Source organism: Saccharopolyspora shandongensis (assembly GCF_900106995.1).
In the GTDB taxonomy this organism is placed as follows: Bacteria; Actinomycetota; Actinomycetes; order Mycobacteriales; family Pseudonocardiaceae; genus Saccharopolyspora; species Saccharopolyspora shandongensis.
In genome coordinates this window covers 70,711-88,228 of sequence record NZ_FNOK01000010.1, presented here as the reverse complement: position 1 = coordinate 88,228, position 17,518 = coordinate 70,711, and the positions used below count along the sequence as shown (strand labels likewise).

The window sequence follows — 17,518 nt, the reverse complement described above, 5'->3', positions numbered from 1 at the left end:
TCCCGGCGCGGCCGCTAGACGCTTTCCGCCGTGCGGCGAGACCCACCGAGCCGCGAAGCACCTACTCGTTGTCTGTCCATTGAGGACAATGAGGCACACCTCAAAGCCAAGATCACCACGCTCTGCGCCGTCGTCACCGAGCTCACCCACGACACCACGGCCAACAACGTCCTCGCGATGCCTGAACCGATCACACCATCGGCAGGGACGCCGCGGCTCGGTCCTTCGCCACGAAACCCGGTGTCGCAGTCAAAGGTAGTCGCGCCAGAACGACACGGTGGCCTGCGGCGACCAGCCGTCCGGGTGCTCGGGCCGGGGTTCCTTGAACTCTTGGTCGACGTAGTCGATCAAGTCAGTCCCGTAGCAGATGATGTCCGTTCCCCACACAGACAGAATCGGGTGCCCGAAACTGCCGCGTCCTGCAGGCAGAAACCGATGCGCATAGACCGGGACCATCTTGGGCGCGTCCGCCAGCAACCGTCGAGCCACCGCCACCGCTTCCTCACGTGCGTCTGGCCGCGCACCCCAGGCCGGATTCCAGTGCCCGTTGCTCTCAATCGCCCGCAATACGCCCTCGACCGGCCAGTTGAGCTGCTCACGAAGCTCGTCAGGGTCGCCGTCACGCCACTCGGGCCACGGTTTCTCCCAGGCGTAGCAGACCCCCGGTTCCGGCTCGAAAGGGCTGTTCACCGGCAATCCCGCCGCGAGGAACGCTCGATGATCGTCGGCGAACTCGAAACCGTATTCGCCCTCGATGCGGGCGAACTCCGCATCGGTCAACCCCGGCGCGATCACGCAGCAACCCAACTCAGCCAGACGACTCGCGGCCACCACGCCCGGACTGACGTCCTCACCTCTCATCACAGAGGAACCCTAACGCGTCGGGACCTCACCAACACCAACCTGCGCTCTGGTCGGTCACCACGCCCGACACCACTGTCGGACAGTGAACGGGTGTGCGAGCCGTTCATCACGAACAAGACCGAGCAAGGCTGGGTACAGGACGACTACTCGGCGCGCGTTGAGATGTACGCCGGGGTCGAACGGTCAAGGTTCTGGTGCGGCTGCGCGAAGATCTGTTGCCGGCGGGATATCCCCCCACCTGGCCCAGGTCGGACGCGAACAGGGCAGTGCCGACACCGTGCGCCACGATGTCCGCACTGCCCCGCCTGCCGTCAGGACCAGAAGAAGCCGGGCCCTTCGACGGTGGTGACGGTCACCCCTTCGCGCGGGTCGTACGTGCCGCCTCCCATGCTCTCGTCGTTGCTCGCGATGCGGATCTCGTACCGCTCCGTGCCGCTGATGCCGAGCGTGATGCATTGCCCGTCGGGGACGATCACAGTGGACGAGTTCGAATCCGGGAAGGCGGCGTAGGAGTCGTAGCCTCCCTTGGAGCACAAGGTGAACTGGCCCGGGGTGGCGGCTGCGGCGGTGCCGACCGTCGCCGTGACCAGTGCCGCACCCAGGGTTGCGACCAGCACGAGACCGCGGCCGGCCCGGCGCTTGGTTGACTGCTTCATTGGCGAATCCCTTCATCGGATGTCGATTGCAGCACCGATTCAACCGAAAACTTCCACCGAAAAAGGGAAACCGCAGCCATCTCGCGCCGTTCGGACATGTGAGACTGCCCGATCGTCTCCCTTCGCCCGCGACTTCAGCCAATGCGCCCACGCCGCCGCTAACGCTGCCCGGACTTCCGATGAAACGTCGTCGCCGTCCTTCCACCGCTCGACCGCGCCGAGCGCCAACTGGACGCGGATTTCTGTTGGTCATGGCCGTGGCCGGACTCGAGGTGGATGTAGTTCCTCGCAGCTTGCGCTCGGCGATCCGCCATTCGCCGACCCAGCGGCAGCACTGCGAGAAGGTTGCCTCCGTGCCTGGCTTGGGGTTGATGCCCAGGTTGGTTGCCAGCGCGGTCAGGTCTGCCGCGGAGTACAGCCGTTGGTCTGCGGTTGGCGTGGCGTGCCCGACCTGCTGGAAGAGTTGCGTGATCTGGCGAATTGCCCTGCTGGCGGCGGAACTGCGCGTCCCGATCGGGATTCTGCTTTCCCTCCACAGTCTTGACGTTGCCCTGCAGGCCGAAATCCTCCTCCCGCAGCAAGTCCGCGACCGTGTCCGCGGAGATCCGATGCCCCTGGGCGGTGAGCTCGGCGGCCGGACGCCACACCGTGGCCGATCAGGCGGCGGAGTGTTCGCAGGTCGCCCGCGCCTCGCCACGCTGCGAACTAGTGCGCAGAACCTGTTCCACGGGGGGCGCATCGACGTGATCGGACTCAGCGCGTTGTCAGTGCTGTCAGGTGCGGTTTCTGCGATGCGCGTATGGACAAGTATCTAGAACGTGTTCTAACCTTACCGACGCTTGAACTGCCACTCGTCCGAACAAGGTCTGCTTGCAGTGAAAGGCGTCGGGATGTCTGAGGCTGATTACGTCGTTGTGGGCGCGGGCAGCGCCGGATGTGCCGTGGCGCGACGACTCGCCGAGCGGGGATCCAGCGTCATCCTGGTCGAAGCCGGTGCCCGGGACGACCGAGGGCCGTTGAAGAGCCTGCTGAGCATCCCGGGTGCCATCGCGGTGGTGCACTCCACGCCGCAGCTGAAGAAGTTCTTCGACTGGGGCTACAAGTCGGTCCCCCAGGAACATGCGGCCAACCGCAAGATTCCCCAGACCCGAGGCAAGGTGCTGGGCGGATCCAGCTCGGTCAACGGCATGCTCTTCGTCCGGGGCAACCGCGAGAACTACGACGATTGGGCGGACGACGGCTGCAAGGGCTGGTCGTACGACGACGTCCTGCCGGCGTTCAAGCGCCTGGAGCACTGGGAGGGCGGTGCGAACGACTTCCGGGGGGCGGGCGGTCCGATCCGCGTCCGGAAGCAGGATGGCCTGACCGAGGCCGCGAAGGGCTTCATGGACGCGGCGACGAGCCGCCTCGACGTGCCGATGCTCGACGACTACAACGCGGAAGGCCAGGAGGGCATCGCGGCCGTCCAGCTCAGCGCCGATCCTGGTGTGCGGTACTCCGCGTCGAAGGGATACCTCCACAACGATTCGGTGGACGATCTCACCATCGTCACCAATGCGACCGTTTCCAAGGTGGTGCTGAACGGCTCACGCGCTACCGGGGTGGAGGTCGTCGGCAAGAACGGCAGCCGACGCGTCATCAGGGCGGGTCGCGAGGTCATCCTGTCCGCTGGAGCGTTCGGTTCCCCTCAGCTCCTCATGCTGTCCGGCATCGGCCCGGCGGACCACCTGCGCGAGCACGGCATCGAGGTGCGGGCGGACCTGCCGGTCGGGGACAACCTCCACGATCACCTCTTCGTGCCGGTGTCGTTCCGGATGGACTCGGCCCTGCGCAGGCCGACCCCGTCGTACTTCGCGCGCGGCCTCGCCCGGGAGTGGTTCCGCCCCGGCTCGGGCTGGGCCGGCGGCTCGCAGTTCGAAGCGACCGGCTTCGTGCGCACGTCGCACGCCGGTTCGGTCCCGAACCTCCAGCTGCTGAGCCTGTACTGGGTTTACCCGATTCCGAACCAGGACTCCGACAAGGCGGTGCGACCGCCTTCGACGAAGCCCGGGCAGAGCGTCTTCCCGACGTTGATCTACCCCGAAAGCCGCGGCACGGTTCGCCTGTCCAGCGCGGACCCGCTGGCCGCGCCGCTGATCGACCCCGCGTATCTGAAGGTCGGCAAGGACAGCGACGTGCTTCTCGAAGGCATCAAGATGGTGCGAGAAGTGATGGACGGGGTCGGCGACAACCAGGGCGAGATCGGACCGGGCCAGCAGTACTCGGACGAGAAGGAGCTGCGCCGGGTCCTCCCGGACTACGTGCACAGCGTCTACCACCCGGTGGGAACCTGCCGAATGGGCGCGGACGAACGAGCAGTGGTCGGGCCGGACCTCAAGGTCCTCGGCATCGACGGCCTCCGAGTCGCGGACGCCTCGGTGATGCCGTCCATCATCGGCGGCAACACCAACGCCCCCTCAATCATGATCGGCGAACGCTGCGCAGACCTGATCCAGGGCTGAAAGCCCTTAGCTCACCGAAGATTCCAGGATGTTTCATCACCCTCCCGCAGGTGGAACCATCCCGGTCGTTCAGGAACTGCATGCAATCCGAACTATCTCGAGGCCCAGGGGTGCCGTTCGTCGGGTAATCCCCTGGCGTGCCGAACCGCACCAACGACCCACCGCGACCACTCCCCCGATGTCGCAGCCAGCGACGACCATGCCCGGCCGTTCCAGACAGTTCTGTTCCCGCTACCTCGGTCACTGCGCACCCAGCATCCAACACCACCCGATGAAGCGGTGCTGGAACGCCCGCACGCAGCGCCTGTGACGCAGCGCTATGTCGGCCCGGCCCCCGGCGACATCTGCCAGTCGGTCTCGGAGGCCAGCGAGTAGGCGGTCTTCTGCAATCAAGGCGGCCGATCCCTTGATCTTGTGGCTGACGCCCCCAGAATCGGAACACATGGACTCCCCGAACAACGACCCCAACGTCGGTAACCGCAGGCGGCGGCGGAACATCCGGCTGCCCCTGAAGCCACGACAGCTCACCGCCGACGCGAAACGCGGCGTGGGCGCGACGTTGTTCGTCGTGGTGATGCTGGTGGCGGCAGCCCTGATCGATCCGGCCGCGTTGTTCCGCGACGGCCAGCCCCTCTACAAAGCCGCTGCGATCGGGGGTGCGATCGTATTCGTCGCGCTGGGATCGGTCGCCGTGCAGAGCCTCGCGAGGGAAGCAGGCCGCCGCGCCAGGGTCCGGCTCAGCGCAAGCCATGCCGGTGCGATCCGATTGGTCCTCTCCCTGGCCGGTTATGCCCTCGTCGCGGTCCTGATGCTGGGCGAGCTTGGCCTGCGCGTGGACCAACTCCTCCTCGGCGGCGCCGTCACCGGAGTGATCATCGGCATCGCGGCACAGCAGTCGCTCGGCAACGTCTTCGCCGGCCTGATGCTCGCCACCGCACGCCCTTTCAACCTCGGCGACCACCTGATCATTCACTCGGGAACTCTCGGTGGCCCCTTGGAAGGCCGCGTAACCGAAGTGGGCCTCGTCTACCTGACACTGGAAAGCGACGACGGCATGATCAAGCTGCCCAACACCGCCGTCCTCAACTCCGCCATCGCGCCCAACAACGGCACCCACACGCCGGAAACCGATCAGCCGAACGCCTCCACCGACACCCAACGAGGCGCAAGCAGATCGCAACCGAGTCAATGCCGGCAGCCGTCGTGATCGGCGAGGTCGAGGGCCGGAGTGCGACGTGGCCATCAACCACAATCGACGGGACCACGCTGCCGAGCAGGGACATCCCGGGACGCGAAAAGCTTGGTGGATGACCAGCACGTACGGCGTGTTCCTTGGCCTGGACGTGAGCAAGGGCGAGCTCAGCTGTTCCTTCCGCGCGCGGATGCCACCCCGGACGGTGCCGGATCGGGGCCGTCGGTCCCGAGGAGGTCCTCGGCCACCCTGGTGAACTCCTCGCCGTAGCCGGCCTGGTCGGTGCGGGCGAGTCCGCCGACCTCGACCGCGGTACGCGCGGAACCGCCCTCGGCGGTCTCCGGGTGCTCGGTCACGCGCACCCAGATCCGGCGGCGTTTGATGCTCAGCGAGGCGCCGATCCCGAAGATCACCGCGATGGCCGCGCCGAGCACGAAGGGCTGGAACGGGTCGTGCGAGATCTGCAGGTTGGCCCAGCGCTCGACGCCGTCGAAGTGGATCGTCGTGCCGTCGTCGAGCCGGATCTGCTCACCGACGTGCAGGTTCTGCCGCGCGACCCGCTGCAACCGGCCGGACTCGACCATCTTCTGGTCCACGCCGAAGATCGACTGGCCGCGGCCGGAGTCCAGTCCGAGGTCGCCGCGCAGCACGTCCACCGCGACCGCCGGGTCGAGGAGGTCGGGGAACTGCGAGCTGAGCACGGTCCCGTCGTAGGCGGCGGTCGGCGCGAACAGGCCGGTCACCGCCAGCTGGGTGCGGCGCCGCTGCACCTCGTCGGTGACGCCGGGCTGGTCGAACTTGGTGGCGCCCTGGGACAACTTCGTCGTGGGGTCCATCGGCTGCCACTGCACGGTGCTGGTGCGGTGCTGCCCGTCCGGCCAGGTGACGGTGAACGTTGGCGCGTATCCCTCGTCGGTCAGGTAGATGCGGTCGGCCGCGGTGCGCAGCGGGTGGTTGACCTGGAGCTCGTAGGGCCGCCACTGGTTGTCCTGCAGGTCCTGCCCGGACTGGTACTCCATCCCGACGCGGTAGCTCTCCGCCTGGCCGGTGGGCTGGTAGGTGGCCTTGAGGTCGTTGACCCGCACGCAGAACGGGCTGAGATTGGTGCCGTCCACGCGCAGCCCGGCGCGGAACGCGTCGTAGTTGTACGTGCCGGAGTTGCAGAACTCCGAACCGTCGGCCAGCACGATCACTTGGCCCTCGTAGCCGTAGAGCTTCCCGCCGGCCACACCGACCAGCAGGCCCACCAGCGCGAAGTGGAAGATCAGGTTGCCGAGCTCGCGCAGGTAGCCGTGCTCGGCGCTGATCGAGCGGCGGCCCTCGTCGTCGGTGCGCTCCTCCTTAGCGCCAGCCGCGCAGCCTGCGGCGCGCCGCGGCCAGCACCTCGTCCGGCGTTCCGTCCACAGTGGCCTCGGCGTGGTGCGGCATCCGCCGGAGGTTCTTCGGCGTGCGCGCCGGCCGGCCGCGCAGCTGCCGGAAGTACTCCAGGCAGCGCGGCAGCAGGCAGCCGATCAGGGAGATGAACAGCAGCACGTAGATCGAGGCGAACCACACCGAGCTGAACACCTCGAACACGCCGATCTTGTCCAGGACCGGCGCGATCTCGGGGTAGTCCTGGAAGTACTTGTCCACCTGCGGCGGGTTCAGCGAGCGCTGCGGGATCAGCGCTTCCGGCAGCGCGGCCATCGCCAGCAGGAACAACAGCACCAGCGCGGTGCGCATCGAGGTCAGACCGCGCCAAGTGTTGCGCAGGAAGGCCAGGGCGAAGCGGACTCGGCTCATCAGATCGACTTCTCGTATCCGTCGACGGGTTCACACAGCACCTTGTGCAGCCGCACGTCGCGTTGCAGCGCAGGCGCCATGTCGAGGAACACCAGGCCCATCGCGACGGTCACCACGCCGCCGATGCGCTGCGACAGCACCGCCCCGGCCGCCCGCCAGCGGCCCGGCACGCCTGCTCGGCCTCGGCCGCGTCCACCGGCAGCGTCTCTGCACCGCGATGACGGCCGCGAACGGGCAGCGGGCCGGACGCGGCGAGCTTGGTCCGATTCACGGCTCCGAGGGTAGGGCGGACGCTAGCGTGGCTACACGCCACCCCGCGTAACCACGCCACAACCGCTTGCGCTCGAATGCCCAGCGCCAGAGGTCGTGCGTGCGGTGGGCTCAATAGGTGCCGACGAGGCTCGCCCCGGAGCGTGGCCACGAAAGCGGCAGGCTGGTGGCGTCACCCGACGGCAATACTTGAAGGGCGAAGCATGACGGACCTTGAATCCGGGAGATCAGCCAGCACATCGCCCTGCCAAGAAGCACAGGAATGGGTCGAGGACGCGGCTCAGGCGAGTGGGTTCGTTTTCCTCACCGGGGCGGCCGGTTTAGGAAAGACCCACCTGTTGCGGTCCCTGGATTCTCGGTCCGATGAGATGCTCCTGGTCGATGCGGCAGGGCTCTCGGCGGAGCAGGTCTTCCTCGAGATCGTCGAGCTGCTGGACGTCCCGCACGACCTGCATGAGCGAAACCCCGTCCAGTACGCCAACGAGCTGCGACGTGCCGGGATCAGGCAGGTCGTAGCAGTGAGCAATGTGCATCTGGCGGGCACCGTGCGGACCTCGTCCGAACCTGGCCGCGTCATGCGGTCCGTCGTCTGGTCACTCGGCGCCGGCGCCGCCCGCACCGGCGTCCGGCTGATCGCGGAGGTGGATTCCGCTGTCACACCGGTGCCGAAGAACGCCCCGGCCATTTCCCTCGACGGTGCCGGGGCGTCGAAAGAGGAGAACCCGCCGCTCCCCGATCCGGAAACCGTGGAAGGCGCTGCCCTCCGGACACTGGCGCAGGCGGAACTTCGCACCCTGCGTCTTGAGGAATGGTGTGCGCTGGGCGAAATCATCGGCGTTCACCTCAGCGTCGAGCAAGTGCGGGGCATCGCCGCGGAACTCGGTTCGCTGTCGCTCGACGGTGATACGGCCCGCTTCCTCCATGAGGGATACGCGCACCGCATCCGTCGCGCCATGGCGGACGAAGGACGGGAACTGAACGACCGAATCGTGGCAGCGCTGCACCAACTGCCGCCAGGACCGCTCGCCACGTATGCGGAACGCACGCTGCCCGCTCATTCGGCCCGAGCGGGGAATTTCGAGCAGGTGATCGCCGACCCGCGCGTATTGGCCGCCTGTGATCGCACCGCCCTGCTGGAGCCACTTCCGCTTGCCTTTCCCGACGGAATACCCGCGGGATCGCTCGCCGCGGATATCCACTATCTCGACAAGCTGGGCGTCGCACCGGATTCGCACGAGGAGTGGATCGCGTTCCTACACCGCAACGCCATGTGCCGCAACGACCTTGAGGCAGCAGAAGCCCTCGACCGAGCCGTCGACCTTCCCTGGCGGACGGAATGGGCTCACTGGCGGCGAGGAGGCCAGTTCACCCTTTCACCCGATCACGTCGGAGAGGTCGAGTGCCTGGCGGTCGCGCCTGGTGCGGTCCTGGTGGAGAGCACGGGGAGCACCGGCACCCGGCGCCTGTGGAACGCCCTGACCGGGGCCCCGGCCGATTCGCCAGGCGTTTCGCAGGCTGTGACGCCGGCACCCGCACCCGTCTGGGAAGCGGACATCGGTTGGAACAAGGTGGATCTACGCAGCTCCCGGGCTTCGGCCACGGACGAGCGCCGACTCACGCTGCGCATCCCCGGGGTGAACGCCGCAGCCGCGGTTCGGGATGTCGTGGTGCTGGGCGGCACTCAGGGCATCTACGCCGTGACCGTACCCGAGAGCGGCGCGCGTACGGCGCCTTCCCCGGCAGCGGCCTTTGCGCTGCCGATGCTTGCTCCACACGGTTGCATCGCCACCCGCCCCTACCGTGAAGACGACTGCCGGCCCACCCACGAGCGCCTGTGTGCGGTCTTCGGCGCCGACCGTACCCACCGGCTGACCGGCTCCCGCATCCCGGACGGCCTCACCCATCAGCCCTCACGCGACTTTCTGCAGGAAGTCGGCTTCCCGGAGATCGAGTTCTTCTTCGGCCTCAACACCCTGCCGCTGTCGGCGACAGGACTGCGGGAAGTCGACTGGGAGCAGCCTCAGGGCGCCGAACTCCCCGGTGGCGCGGGCCCGTTCTATCTCCTGGGCGAATGGATCGAAGGCGTGCTCTGCCTGGACGGCGCCTCGGGCATGGTCCGCCGGGCGCCGAAGGCCACCGCGCTCGACGCCGGGGCGGGCACGGAAACCCTGGTCAGTACGAGCCTGGCCCAGTTCACCGCGATGGTGAGCCTGCACTGGCAGCGGATGGTGGTCTACGACCAGTCGGGAAATCTGGACTCGGAGGAGCTGCTGGCCGAACTGGCCGACTGGCTGAAGGGGATCGACCCCGCGGCCGGGAAGACCGAACTCTGGCAGCACGTCCTCGATCCGGACAACTTCGACACGTTGTGACACGACCGGACGGCCCGCCACGGTGGTTTGTGGCGGGCCGTCGTCGTCATGCCGCGCTGAGGCCGTATCTCATTCGGGCGTGTTGTTAGTCCAGCTGAATACCTGCCGCCGGGCCTCGACCTCACTACTCCACCCGGCTTGTCCATTGTGGAGTACTTCGCGTTTGAGCGTCGCGAAAAATGCTTCCGCCAAAGCTTGTCGTAGCTGGCACCGACTCGGCCCACCGTCAAGGACGACCGAGCCGACAGCCGACGGACGACAGACCTGTGGCCGAACCGAGGCTGCGTGTTTTGGGGGCGACCGCGGATGTCCCTCGCTGCATGAAGAGTCGAGCCGCTGCGTCGCGGATCTCTCGTCTTATCAACTCTTGCCGGGTCACCACAGGCGGAGGGTTACCAGCCGTTCATCAGTGGGGCCTCGCTCATGCGAGACCCCACGACGGGATCAGACGGTGAGGACGAGCTTGCCCTGGAGGTGACCGCCGTCGAGCAGCCGATGCGCGTCGGCGACGCGCTCGAACGGGAACGTCTCCTGCACGTGGACCCGGAGCCTGCCCTGTTCGACGAGTTCGACGAGACCTCGCAGGGCGACCGGATCGGGGTCGACCGCGATGCCGCTGAAGCGCATGCCGGCCGCCTCGTACTTGGCGGCGAGCTCCGAATCCTCCTCGGCGACCGCCGTCACCAGGTGACCGCCTGGGCGGAGCACTTCGAGCGACCGCTCGACGGTGTCGCCGCCGATCGTGTCGAGCACGACGTCGATGTCGCGGACCGCCTCGGTGAAGTCGACCGCCGTGTAGTCGATCACCTCGTCGGCGCCGAACCCCTCGACGAACTTCCGCTTGCTCCCGCTGGCGGTCGCGATCACGTGCGCGCCGAGCGCTTTCGCGATCTGGATCGCGACGTGGCCGACCCCGCCACCGCCGCCGTGGACCAGGACGCGGTCGCCCTCGGTCACGCCGCCGAGGTCGACGAGGCCCTGCCACGCCGTCAGCCCGACGATCGGCAGCGCCGACGCCTCGACGTGCGAGAGCGACGCCGGCTTGCGTGCCAGGTGCAACGCCGGCGCCGACACGACCTCGGCGTACGCGCTCGCCGCCCGCGGGAACAGCGGCATCCCGAACACCTCGTCGCCGGGCCGCAACCGCCACGTCTGCGGCGCCTCCTCGACCACGCCGCTGATGTCCCAGCCGAGGATGAACGGCGGCTGGCCGATCAGCGGGAACTCGCCGGCGCGCAGGCGCGCCTCCAGCGGGTTCAGCCCGATCGCCTTGACGCGGACGAGAACCTCGGTCGGAAGGGCTCGGGGCTCGGGCGCGTCCACGATGGTGAGCACCTCGGGACCGCCGAGCGTCTGCTGGGTGATGACTCGCATGACTCTCCTGGCTTTGTAGGGGGAGAGAACCCAGGCTATGTTTCCGATAGGAACCAGCAGGTACCTTTGGCGCCGTGAGCGGTTTCGGTCCCGGTGATCCCTTTCTCGCCGACTGTCCGGCGCGTCTGGCGGTCGAGCTCATCGCCGACAAGTGGACGGTGGTCGTGCTCTACGGCCTCAGCAAGGGCCCGGTGCGCCATGGCGAGCTGATCGAGCTGATCGGCGGCATCTCCCGCAAGATGCTCACCCAGACGCTCCGACGGCTCGAGGCGCACGGACTCGTCCGCCGCCACGCCTACGCCGAGGTGCCGCCCCGCGTCGAGTACGAGCTCACCCCGCTCGGGGCGACGCTGATCGATCCGATCCACATGCTGACCGAGTGGGCGAGGGCGAACGGCGACGCAGTGCTCGATGCGCTCGACGCCGATCCCGAGCCGGTCGCCCATAGCGACTGAGACCCCCGCTAGGGCGCTGAGCATCCTCTCGGCCGCTACTCGGTATCGGCCCAGCCGCGCTCGGTCTGCAGCTCGACCGCTGCAACGCCGCCACGTTCGCACGATCTGCGCCGCAAGCAGTCGTTGTCGATCAAGAGCTGGGCATGCTCGTGAAGCACAACGGAGTCGTGCTCGTCTTGGAGTGATGCCCAGGTGCACGCACCTATCAGCGCTACACCTGGGCACTTCCACAACCCCCGCCGTCGCAAGAACCCAAGGGTGGAAACCACTCAGAACGGCACCTCTACACTCGGGTTCTCTTCGGAAGACCCGTCAGATTTCGTGAACTCACGGCGGAAGGTCACGAAGCGCAGGGACGGCCCGGTCTCGTCGACCTCGAACTCGACGACGGAAACGGCCCCGCGGTCGTGCATGGGCGACTGCGCAGCTACCGCGTTATGGCTTGGATGATAGTTGCTACAGCTGCTTTTTCTGGACCTTGCCCAGTGCGTTGCGGGGCAGTTCGTCGACGAACACGACTTCACGGGGGCGCTTGTGGTGCGACAGCGTGTCGGTCACGAAGGAGATCAGTGTTTCGGCCAGCGTCGACCGGTTCTGCTGTTCGGTGACGACATAGGCCACCACGCGCTGCCCGAGGTCCGGGTCGGCCTGTCCGACGACTGCGACCTCCTGCACCGAGGGATGGGCGAGCAGCGCGGTTTCGACCTCGCCGGCGCCGATGCGGTAGCCGCCGGACTTGATCAGGTCGACCGACTCGCGTCCGACGATGCGGTGAAATCCGGTGGCGTCGCGGGTGGCGACGTCGCCGGTGATGAACCAGCCGTTATCAGTCCACGCGGCCGCGGTTTCCTCGGGCCGGTTGAGGTAGCCGTCGAACAGCATCGGGCCGCGGACCTGCAGCCGTCCGATGCTCACCCCGTCGTCGGGCACGGGCTGTCCGTTCTCGGTGACCAAGCGGGTCTCCACCCCGCGCACGGGTTGTCCCACCGAGCCTGGTCGGCGTTGCCCATCGGCACGGGTGCTGAGGGTGATCATGGTTTCGCTCATGCCGTAGCGTTCGATCGGGGCGCTGCCGGTGAGTTCTGCGATGCGATCGAATACCGGCGTGGGTAGCGGTGCGCTACCGGAAACGAGCAGACGGGCCCGGCGCAACGCTCGTGCGGAGCTCTCGTCGGCGGCGATGCGTGACCACACGGTGGGCACGGCGAAGTACATCGTGCCCATCGCCGTGGCGTAGCGTTCCGGGCGCGGTTTTTCGGTATGCACCACGCGTGAACCGATCCGCAGTGACCCGAGCACGCCGAGCACCAGCCCGTGCAGGTGAAACAGCGGCAGGCCGTGAACCACAGTGTCGTCGGGAGTCCATTGCCACGCGTCGGCGAGGGCGTCGATGCCGGCCGCCAAGGCGCGGTGACTGAGTTTGACGCCCTTGGGCGCGCCGGTGGTTCCCGAGGTGTACATGATCATGGCGAGGTCGTCGTCGGCCGGTGCGATCAATGCCGTTGCTTCACCGCGACCGTGGCGGCCGACGGGAATAGCGGGCAGGTCGGAGCTGGGGTGTGGTGGCCCCACCCAGCAGGTGACCTTGGCGTCGGTGAGGATGTGGTGCAGTTCGGCGCTGCCGGAGTCGGGCGGGACCGGTACCACCGTCACCCCGGCCAGCAGGCATGCGGTGACGGCGATGATCGTCTCCAGGGTCGGTGTCGCGTGGACCGCGGCCGGGCCGGAGTCGGGGAGGGAACCGGCAAGCGCACGCGCTGCCTGGTAAACCTGCGCCCGCGACATGCTGTCCGGGCCGACGGTGATCGCCGCGGCTGCGTCGGTTGCGCCCGGATGAGTGGGATCAAGCGATGTCAGAAGCATTGGGCACCTTTCGTGGGTCATTGGTTGCTGCACCGAAAACCGGCTGGGCCCTGGCAGCGAAGGCGGCCAGCCCGACGCCGAGGTCCGGATTCGGCGCCGATTGCCAGCGGCGATGCAGCTCGTCGGTCACGCGGCCGTTCACCGTCGCCTCGTCGGTCATCTGCTTCGCGGCGGCGATGGTGGTCGGGGCCCGAGTCGCGATGGTGGCTGCGATCCGGTGAGCGGCGGCGTCGAGTTCCTCCTCGTCGACGACGTCGGTGACCAAGCCGTAGTGCAACGCCGTGGACGCCGTGATGGCGTCGGCAGTGAAGATCAGGCGTTTCGTCGCGGCCGGGCCGATGATTCGCACCAGCCGATCGAGGGAGCTGGTGGGATAGATCAGGCCCAGTTTGGCGGGTGTGATGGCGAACTTGGCCTGCTCGGAAGTGATCCGCAGATCACACGCGACGGCCAGCTGGGCGCCGCCGCCGACGCAGTGGCCGCGGATGGCCGCGATCGTCGGCTTCGGACACCCGGCGAGGATCTCCTCGACGCGGACGAACTCTTCTTCGATACCCGCCACGGGGCGCTCGGCGATCTCCGAAATATCCAGTCCGGCACAGAAATTGGGACCCGCACCGCTGAGGATGATCACCGATACGTCGGCACGCCGTGCTGCCGTGTCGAGATGACCGGCCAGCCCATCCAGCATCGACCGGTTCAAGGCGTTGGCCCGTGCGGCGTTGTCGATGATGATCCGTGCGATAGCGCCGTCGACATCCAGAGAGACGGTCGCGGGCGGTGTCGATGCCATGTTGGCGCCGCCCTTCACAGCACCATTCCCGGCACGACCAGGGTGCCGACCAACAGAACTGGTCCGACCGCCACCATCGCCAGACCCCAGCGCGTCAGCAGGCGGGTCATGCGCGGCCGCTGCCCCTCGTCGACGGTGGTCGCCACCAGGGTCGCGCCGACGGTGGAGAAGGGTGAGACGTCGACGATGGAGGCGCAGACGCCGATCGCGCAGATCAACGCCCAGCCCGGGATCGAGCCTGACGCCACCAGGGGCAGGGCCAGCGGCACGAGTGCCGCGAGCATGCCGGTGGTGGAGGCGAATGCCGAGACCAGACCCGCGACGAGGCAGATGAACAGCGCGGCCAGCAACGGCACGCCGATATGACTGGCGTATTCACCGAACATGTCGATCGCGCCGATGTGGTCGAGCACGCCGACGAAGGTGATGATGCCGCCGACCAACAGGACCGTGGGCCAGTCGATCCGGGGAATCGCCTTCTTCGCCGACTCCGGGTCGAACAGGGTCAGCACCGCGCCGAACGCGAATGCCAGCACACCGATGTCGGGTTTGCGGTCGGTCAGCGACAGCGCGATGACGGTGCCGACGAGCCCGACCATGGCGATCACGGTAGCGATCTGGTTGCCGGTGAACGGCTTTCGTTCGCTGCCGGTCGGCAGATCCGGGCTGCTGGCGCTGTGCGAGCGTGACTCGTGGGCGGGAGCGGCGGCGCCAGGACCACCGGAGTCGACAGTGACCAGCTGCTCGCTGGGAACGGGTGTCGCCGGGGTGGCGGGAACGCCGTTGCGGCGCAGCAACTGCGATCCGCCGAACAGAACGTAGGCGGCCGCCAGCAGCAACAGGTTGATCACCACCGCGACCGCGAACAGCACCAATGGGCTCAAGTCGACACCGGCGCGCTGCGCGGTGCCATAGGTGACGATGCCGAACAGACTGGTCGGCGCGAACGCCCCCGCACTGAGACCCGTGCCGATCGACAGCGCCATCAGCATCGGATCGATGCCGCGCTTGTTGGCCACCATCATGCCGATCGGCGCCATCACCAACCCGCCCAGCGGGGACCCCATGGCGGAGATGCCCGCGGTCAGCAAGAAGAACACGATCGGCAGGAGAACCCGCCGATGCCCGACTCTGGCGAGGGCGGCCTCGATGATGCGGTCGATCGTGCCGTTGGCATGCGCGATTCCGAAGAAGTAGGTGACGCCGACCAGCAACACCAGGATGTCGACCGGAAAGCCGGCGACGATGTCGTCGATGGGCATGTGGGCCAGCCCGAGCCCGACGCCAGACGCTGCAGCGAACATCAACACTCCGAGGTGAGCATTGCGCAACGCTGCTAACGCAAAGACGCCCACAAAGATCACCAACGCCGTGAGCTCGATTGTCATTTGCTAACACTTCCCATCTGGTCCACTGTGTGGCACAGTGGTCTACAGCATGGACCGGAAGCGTGTAACGTAGCCAACAGGCTTCTGAGCGTCAAGGGTGTGATCACAGGAGGTCGTATGTCCGCCACCAACAGCGTGGTGTCCGCATTCCGGGTGCTCGAGAGCGTTGCCCAGATGCAACCGGTAGGTCTTTCCGAGCTCAGCCGCACGGTCGGGTTGCCGAAGTCCAGCGTGCAGCGGGCCCTGCTCACGCTGCACGAAATTGGCTGGCTACGACCGACCAGCACCCAGCCGACGCGCTGGAGCCTCACCTACCGCGCGTTCTCCGTCGGTACCCAGGCCCGCGATCATCAGCTCCTCCGCGAAACCGCACTGCCGTTCCTGAACGACCTGCAGCTGATGACGACCGAGACCATCCATCTCGCGGCTCCGGACGGCCGGGAGCTGGTGCTCATCGAACGATTGGATACCCCGCATCCACTGCGGGCGTTCCTGCCGCTCGGATCGCGAATCCCCTTGCACGCCTCGGCAACCGGCCTCGCTTTCCTCGCCGCGAGCAGTCAGGAGTTCATCGCGGACTACTTGGCCGGGCAACTCGCGCCGCAGACCGACCAGACCATCACCGATCCGGACACCTTGCGTGAAACCATCGAAGAGGTTCGGCTGCGAGGGTATTCGGTGAACCAGGAAGGGCTCAGCAAGGGCATCACCGCCGTCGGTGCGGCGATCGTCAACGCGCAAGGCGAACCGATCGGTTCCGTGTCGGTGTCCGGTCCGAGCATCCGGATGGTGCCGGAGACATTCGAAACGTTCGGCAACGCGGTACATGAAACCGTGCAACGAATCCACGCCGTGCTTTGAGCGAGCACGGCGTGGTCGTCGACTAACGGCAACCACGCCACACGCCATGGCCGCCAGTCCAGCAGCTTCCCCGGCTTCAGCCGACGAATCGGCGCGTTGCGCTCAGCGAAGGTCGCGATCGGTTTCGGTGTGCCGCAGGGGTGGCTGGTGGCGGGGTTCGCTGTCGCGGATAGGCCGTCGGTGAGGCGATCAGCTCAGCTTCCGCAGTGCTGCGCGCACTGCGGCGAGGCTGGCGTTGGGTTCGTCCCAGAAGACCATGTGCCCGGCTCCCGGGATTTCGACGAGTTCGGCGGAGGGATTGGCCTTGGCGGCTTCCTGCGCGCCAGCGGCGGTGACGACCGGGCTGTCGGCTCCGTAGACGAGAACCGCGGGGGCGGGCACGTTGGGCCAATGGGCGAAGAAGTCCTCGGATTCGAACCCGGCGTGAGTTGCCGCGATCGCGGTCCGTGAGCAGGAGGACAGCCAGCGGGCGCGCAGCTCCTGTTCCCTGCGGGGCCAGCGGGGCCAGGACTGCGCCACCTCGTCGGCGTTGGTGCCGTCGCGGGCTTGGTCGAGTTGGCGGAGGAAGGCTTCGAGGGTTGTGGGGTAAGGATCCCTGCCCGGGCCGCTCATCGGGGGGTCGACCAGAACGGCCCCTCGCAGTTCGTGATGGCCGGTGGCCGCGGCCAGCGCCGCGATCCGCGCACCCATGGAGTGTCCGAGCAGGATGGGGTTTTCCAGCTGTAGCCCGGACACGACCGCATCAACGTCCGCGGCGTAGCTGGCGAGGTCGTAGCCATGCAGTGCAACTGCACCGTTCGCCGCAATGGGCTCGGGCGGGTTGTCGGAGAGTCCGCGGCCCCGGATGTCGAGCACGAGCGGGCGCACGAGATCGGTCAGTTCTCGCGCCACGAAGTCCATCGTGATGGCGGGGCTGGTGATGCCGGGAAGGATCAGCACCGGCACGCCGTCGGCCGGGCCGTAGTCGAGCACGTGCAGCCGGAGCGGTCCCGAACGCACCCATCGGCTCACCGCGGGGACGGCGCCGAGATCGGCCAGCGCCGGTTGGCTCATGGTGCGGGCAGTCGGTGGTTCGGTGGGGATCGACGGGAGGGGCGTGGTCACGAGTGGCCTTTCTGTGTCGGCGAGTCGGCTCAGCGGTCGGCGC

The 17,518-nt window shown here is 67.4% G+C and carries 12 protein-coding genes and 3 pseudogenes; 5 read left to right on the top strand and 10 right to left on the bottom strand.

The window, feature by feature from the left end; all coding sequences use genetic code 11:
- Positions 1–249 precede the first annotated feature (249 nt).
- The 3 genes and pseudogenes from BLW84_RS13275 to BLW84_RS13265 form a co-directional block, all read right to left on the bottom strand.
- On the bottom strand, positions 250–861 hold the full coding sequence (locus BLW84_RS13275; protein ID WP_093265366.1) for an SMI1/KNR4 family protein: 612 nt from the start codon (positions 859–861) through the stop codon (positions 250–252).
- Positions 862–1,175: 314 nt separating this feature from the next.
- On the bottom strand, positions 1,176–1,520 hold the full coding sequence (locus BLW84_RS13270) for a hypothetical protein (protein WP_093265364.1): 345 nt from the start codon (positions 1,518–1,520) through the stop codon (positions 1,176–1,178).
- A gap of 467 nt (positions 1,521–1,987) precedes the next feature.
- Positions 1,988–2,155 (bottom strand): annotated as a pseudogene (locus BLW84_RS13265) (ISAzo13-like element transposase-related protein); the annotation flags it as partial.
- A 255-nt stretch (positions 2,156–2,410) separates the two neighbouring features.
- Here BLW84_RS13265 and BLW84_RS13260 point away from each other — a divergent pair.
- Both BLW84_RS13260 and BLW84_RS13255 read left to right on the top strand, forming a co-directional pair.
- Positions 2,411–4,021, top strand: coding sequence for a GMC family oxidoreductase (locus BLW84_RS13260; RefSeq protein ID WP_093265363.1), 1,611 nt, complete (start codon positions 2,411–2,413; stop codon positions 4,019–4,021).
- Positions 4,022–4,463: 442 nt separating this feature from the next.
- Complete coding sequence (locus tag BLW84_RS13255; protein ID WP_093265361.1) at positions 4,464–5,228, top strand: mechanosensitive ion channel family protein; 765 nt, start codon at positions 4,464–4,466, stop codon at positions 5,226–5,228.
- A gap of 152 nt (positions 5,229–5,380) precedes the next feature.
- Here BLW84_RS13255 and resB read toward each other — a convergent pair.
- Positions 5,381–6,995, bottom strand: a pseudogene (gene resB, locus BLW84_RS13250) (cytochrome c biogenesis protein ResB).
- Positions 6,996–7,033: 38 nt separating this feature from the next.
- Positions 7,034–7,132, bottom strand: a pseudogene (locus tag BLW84_RS46140) (cytochrome c biogenesis protein CcdA); the annotation flags it as partial.
- 336 nt (positions 7,133–7,468) lie between these two features.
- On the opposite strand from BLW84_RS46140, the gene BLW84_RS13245 reads away from it, so the two are divergent.
- Complete coding sequence (locus BLW84_RS13245) at positions 7,469–9,637, top strand: SUKH-4 family immunity protein (protein WP_143060936.1); 2,169 nt, start codon at positions 7,469–7,471, stop codon at positions 9,635–9,637.
- A 444-nt stretch (positions 9,638–10,081) separates the two neighbouring features.
- On the opposite strand, the gene BLW84_RS13240 is transcribed toward BLW84_RS13245, so the two are convergent.
- The gene (locus BLW84_RS13240; protein ID WP_093265358.1) at positions 10,082–11,011 is read right to left on the bottom strand and encodes an NADP-dependent oxidoreductase; all 930 of its coding nucleotides are present in this window, start codon (positions 11,009–11,011) and stop codon (positions 10,082–10,084) included.
- Between the two features lie 74 nt (positions 11,012–11,085).
- Here BLW84_RS13240 and BLW84_RS13235 point away from each other — a divergent pair, with 74 nt between their 5' ends.
- Positions 11,086–11,466 carry a winged helix-turn-helix transcriptional regulator gene (locus tag BLW84_RS13235; protein ID WP_093265357.1) on the top strand — a complete coding sequence of 127 codons (381 nt, stop codon included), beginning with the start codon at positions 11,086–11,088 and terminating at the stop codon, positions 11,464–11,466.
- Positions 11,467–11,922: 456 nt separating this feature from the next.
- Here BLW84_RS13235 and BLW84_RS13230 read toward each other — a convergent pair whose 3' ends face one another.
- Genes BLW84_RS13230 through BLW84_RS13220 form a run of 3 tightly spaced genes read right to left on the bottom strand, consistent with a single transcriptional unit; the run spans position 11,923 to position 15,510 of the window.
- The gene (locus BLW84_RS13230) at positions 11,923–13,329 is read right to left on the bottom strand and encodes an acyl-CoA synthetase (RefSeq protein WP_093265355.1); all 1,407 of its coding nucleotides are present in this window, start codon (positions 13,327–13,329) and stop codon (positions 11,923–11,925) included.
- Positions 13,310–14,140, bottom strand: a complete 831-nt coding sequence (locus BLW84_RS13225) for an enoyl-CoA hydratase/isomerase family protein (protein ID WP_218157309.1) — start codon at positions 14,138–14,140, stop codon at positions 13,310–13,312. The genes BLW84_RS13230 and BLW84_RS13225 overlap by 20 nt, the downstream gene beginning before the upstream one ends.
- Positions 14,137–15,510, bottom strand: a complete 1,374-nt coding sequence (locus BLW84_RS13220) for an SLC13 family permease (RefSeq protein ID WP_093265354.1) — start codon at positions 15,508–15,510, stop codon at positions 14,137–14,139. The genes BLW84_RS13225 and BLW84_RS13220 overlap by 4 nt, the downstream gene beginning before the upstream one ends.
- A 117-nt stretch (positions 15,511–15,627) precedes the next feature.
- On the opposite strand from BLW84_RS13220, the gene BLW84_RS13215 reads away from it, so the two are divergent.
- On the top strand, positions 15,628–16,371 hold the full coding sequence (locus BLW84_RS13215) for an IclR family transcriptional regulator (RefSeq protein ID WP_093265352.1): 744 nt from the start codon (positions 15,628–15,630) through the stop codon (positions 16,369–16,371).
- A 189-nt stretch (positions 16,372–16,560) separates the two neighbouring features.
- Here BLW84_RS13215 and BLW84_RS13210 read toward each other — a convergent pair whose 3' ends face one another.
- On the bottom strand, positions 16,561–17,475 hold the full coding sequence (locus BLW84_RS13210; RefSeq protein WP_245761119.1) for an alpha/beta fold hydrolase: 915 nt from the start codon (positions 17,473–17,475) through the stop codon (positions 16,561–16,563).
- Between the last annotated feature and the right edge of the window lie 43 nt (positions 17,476–17,518).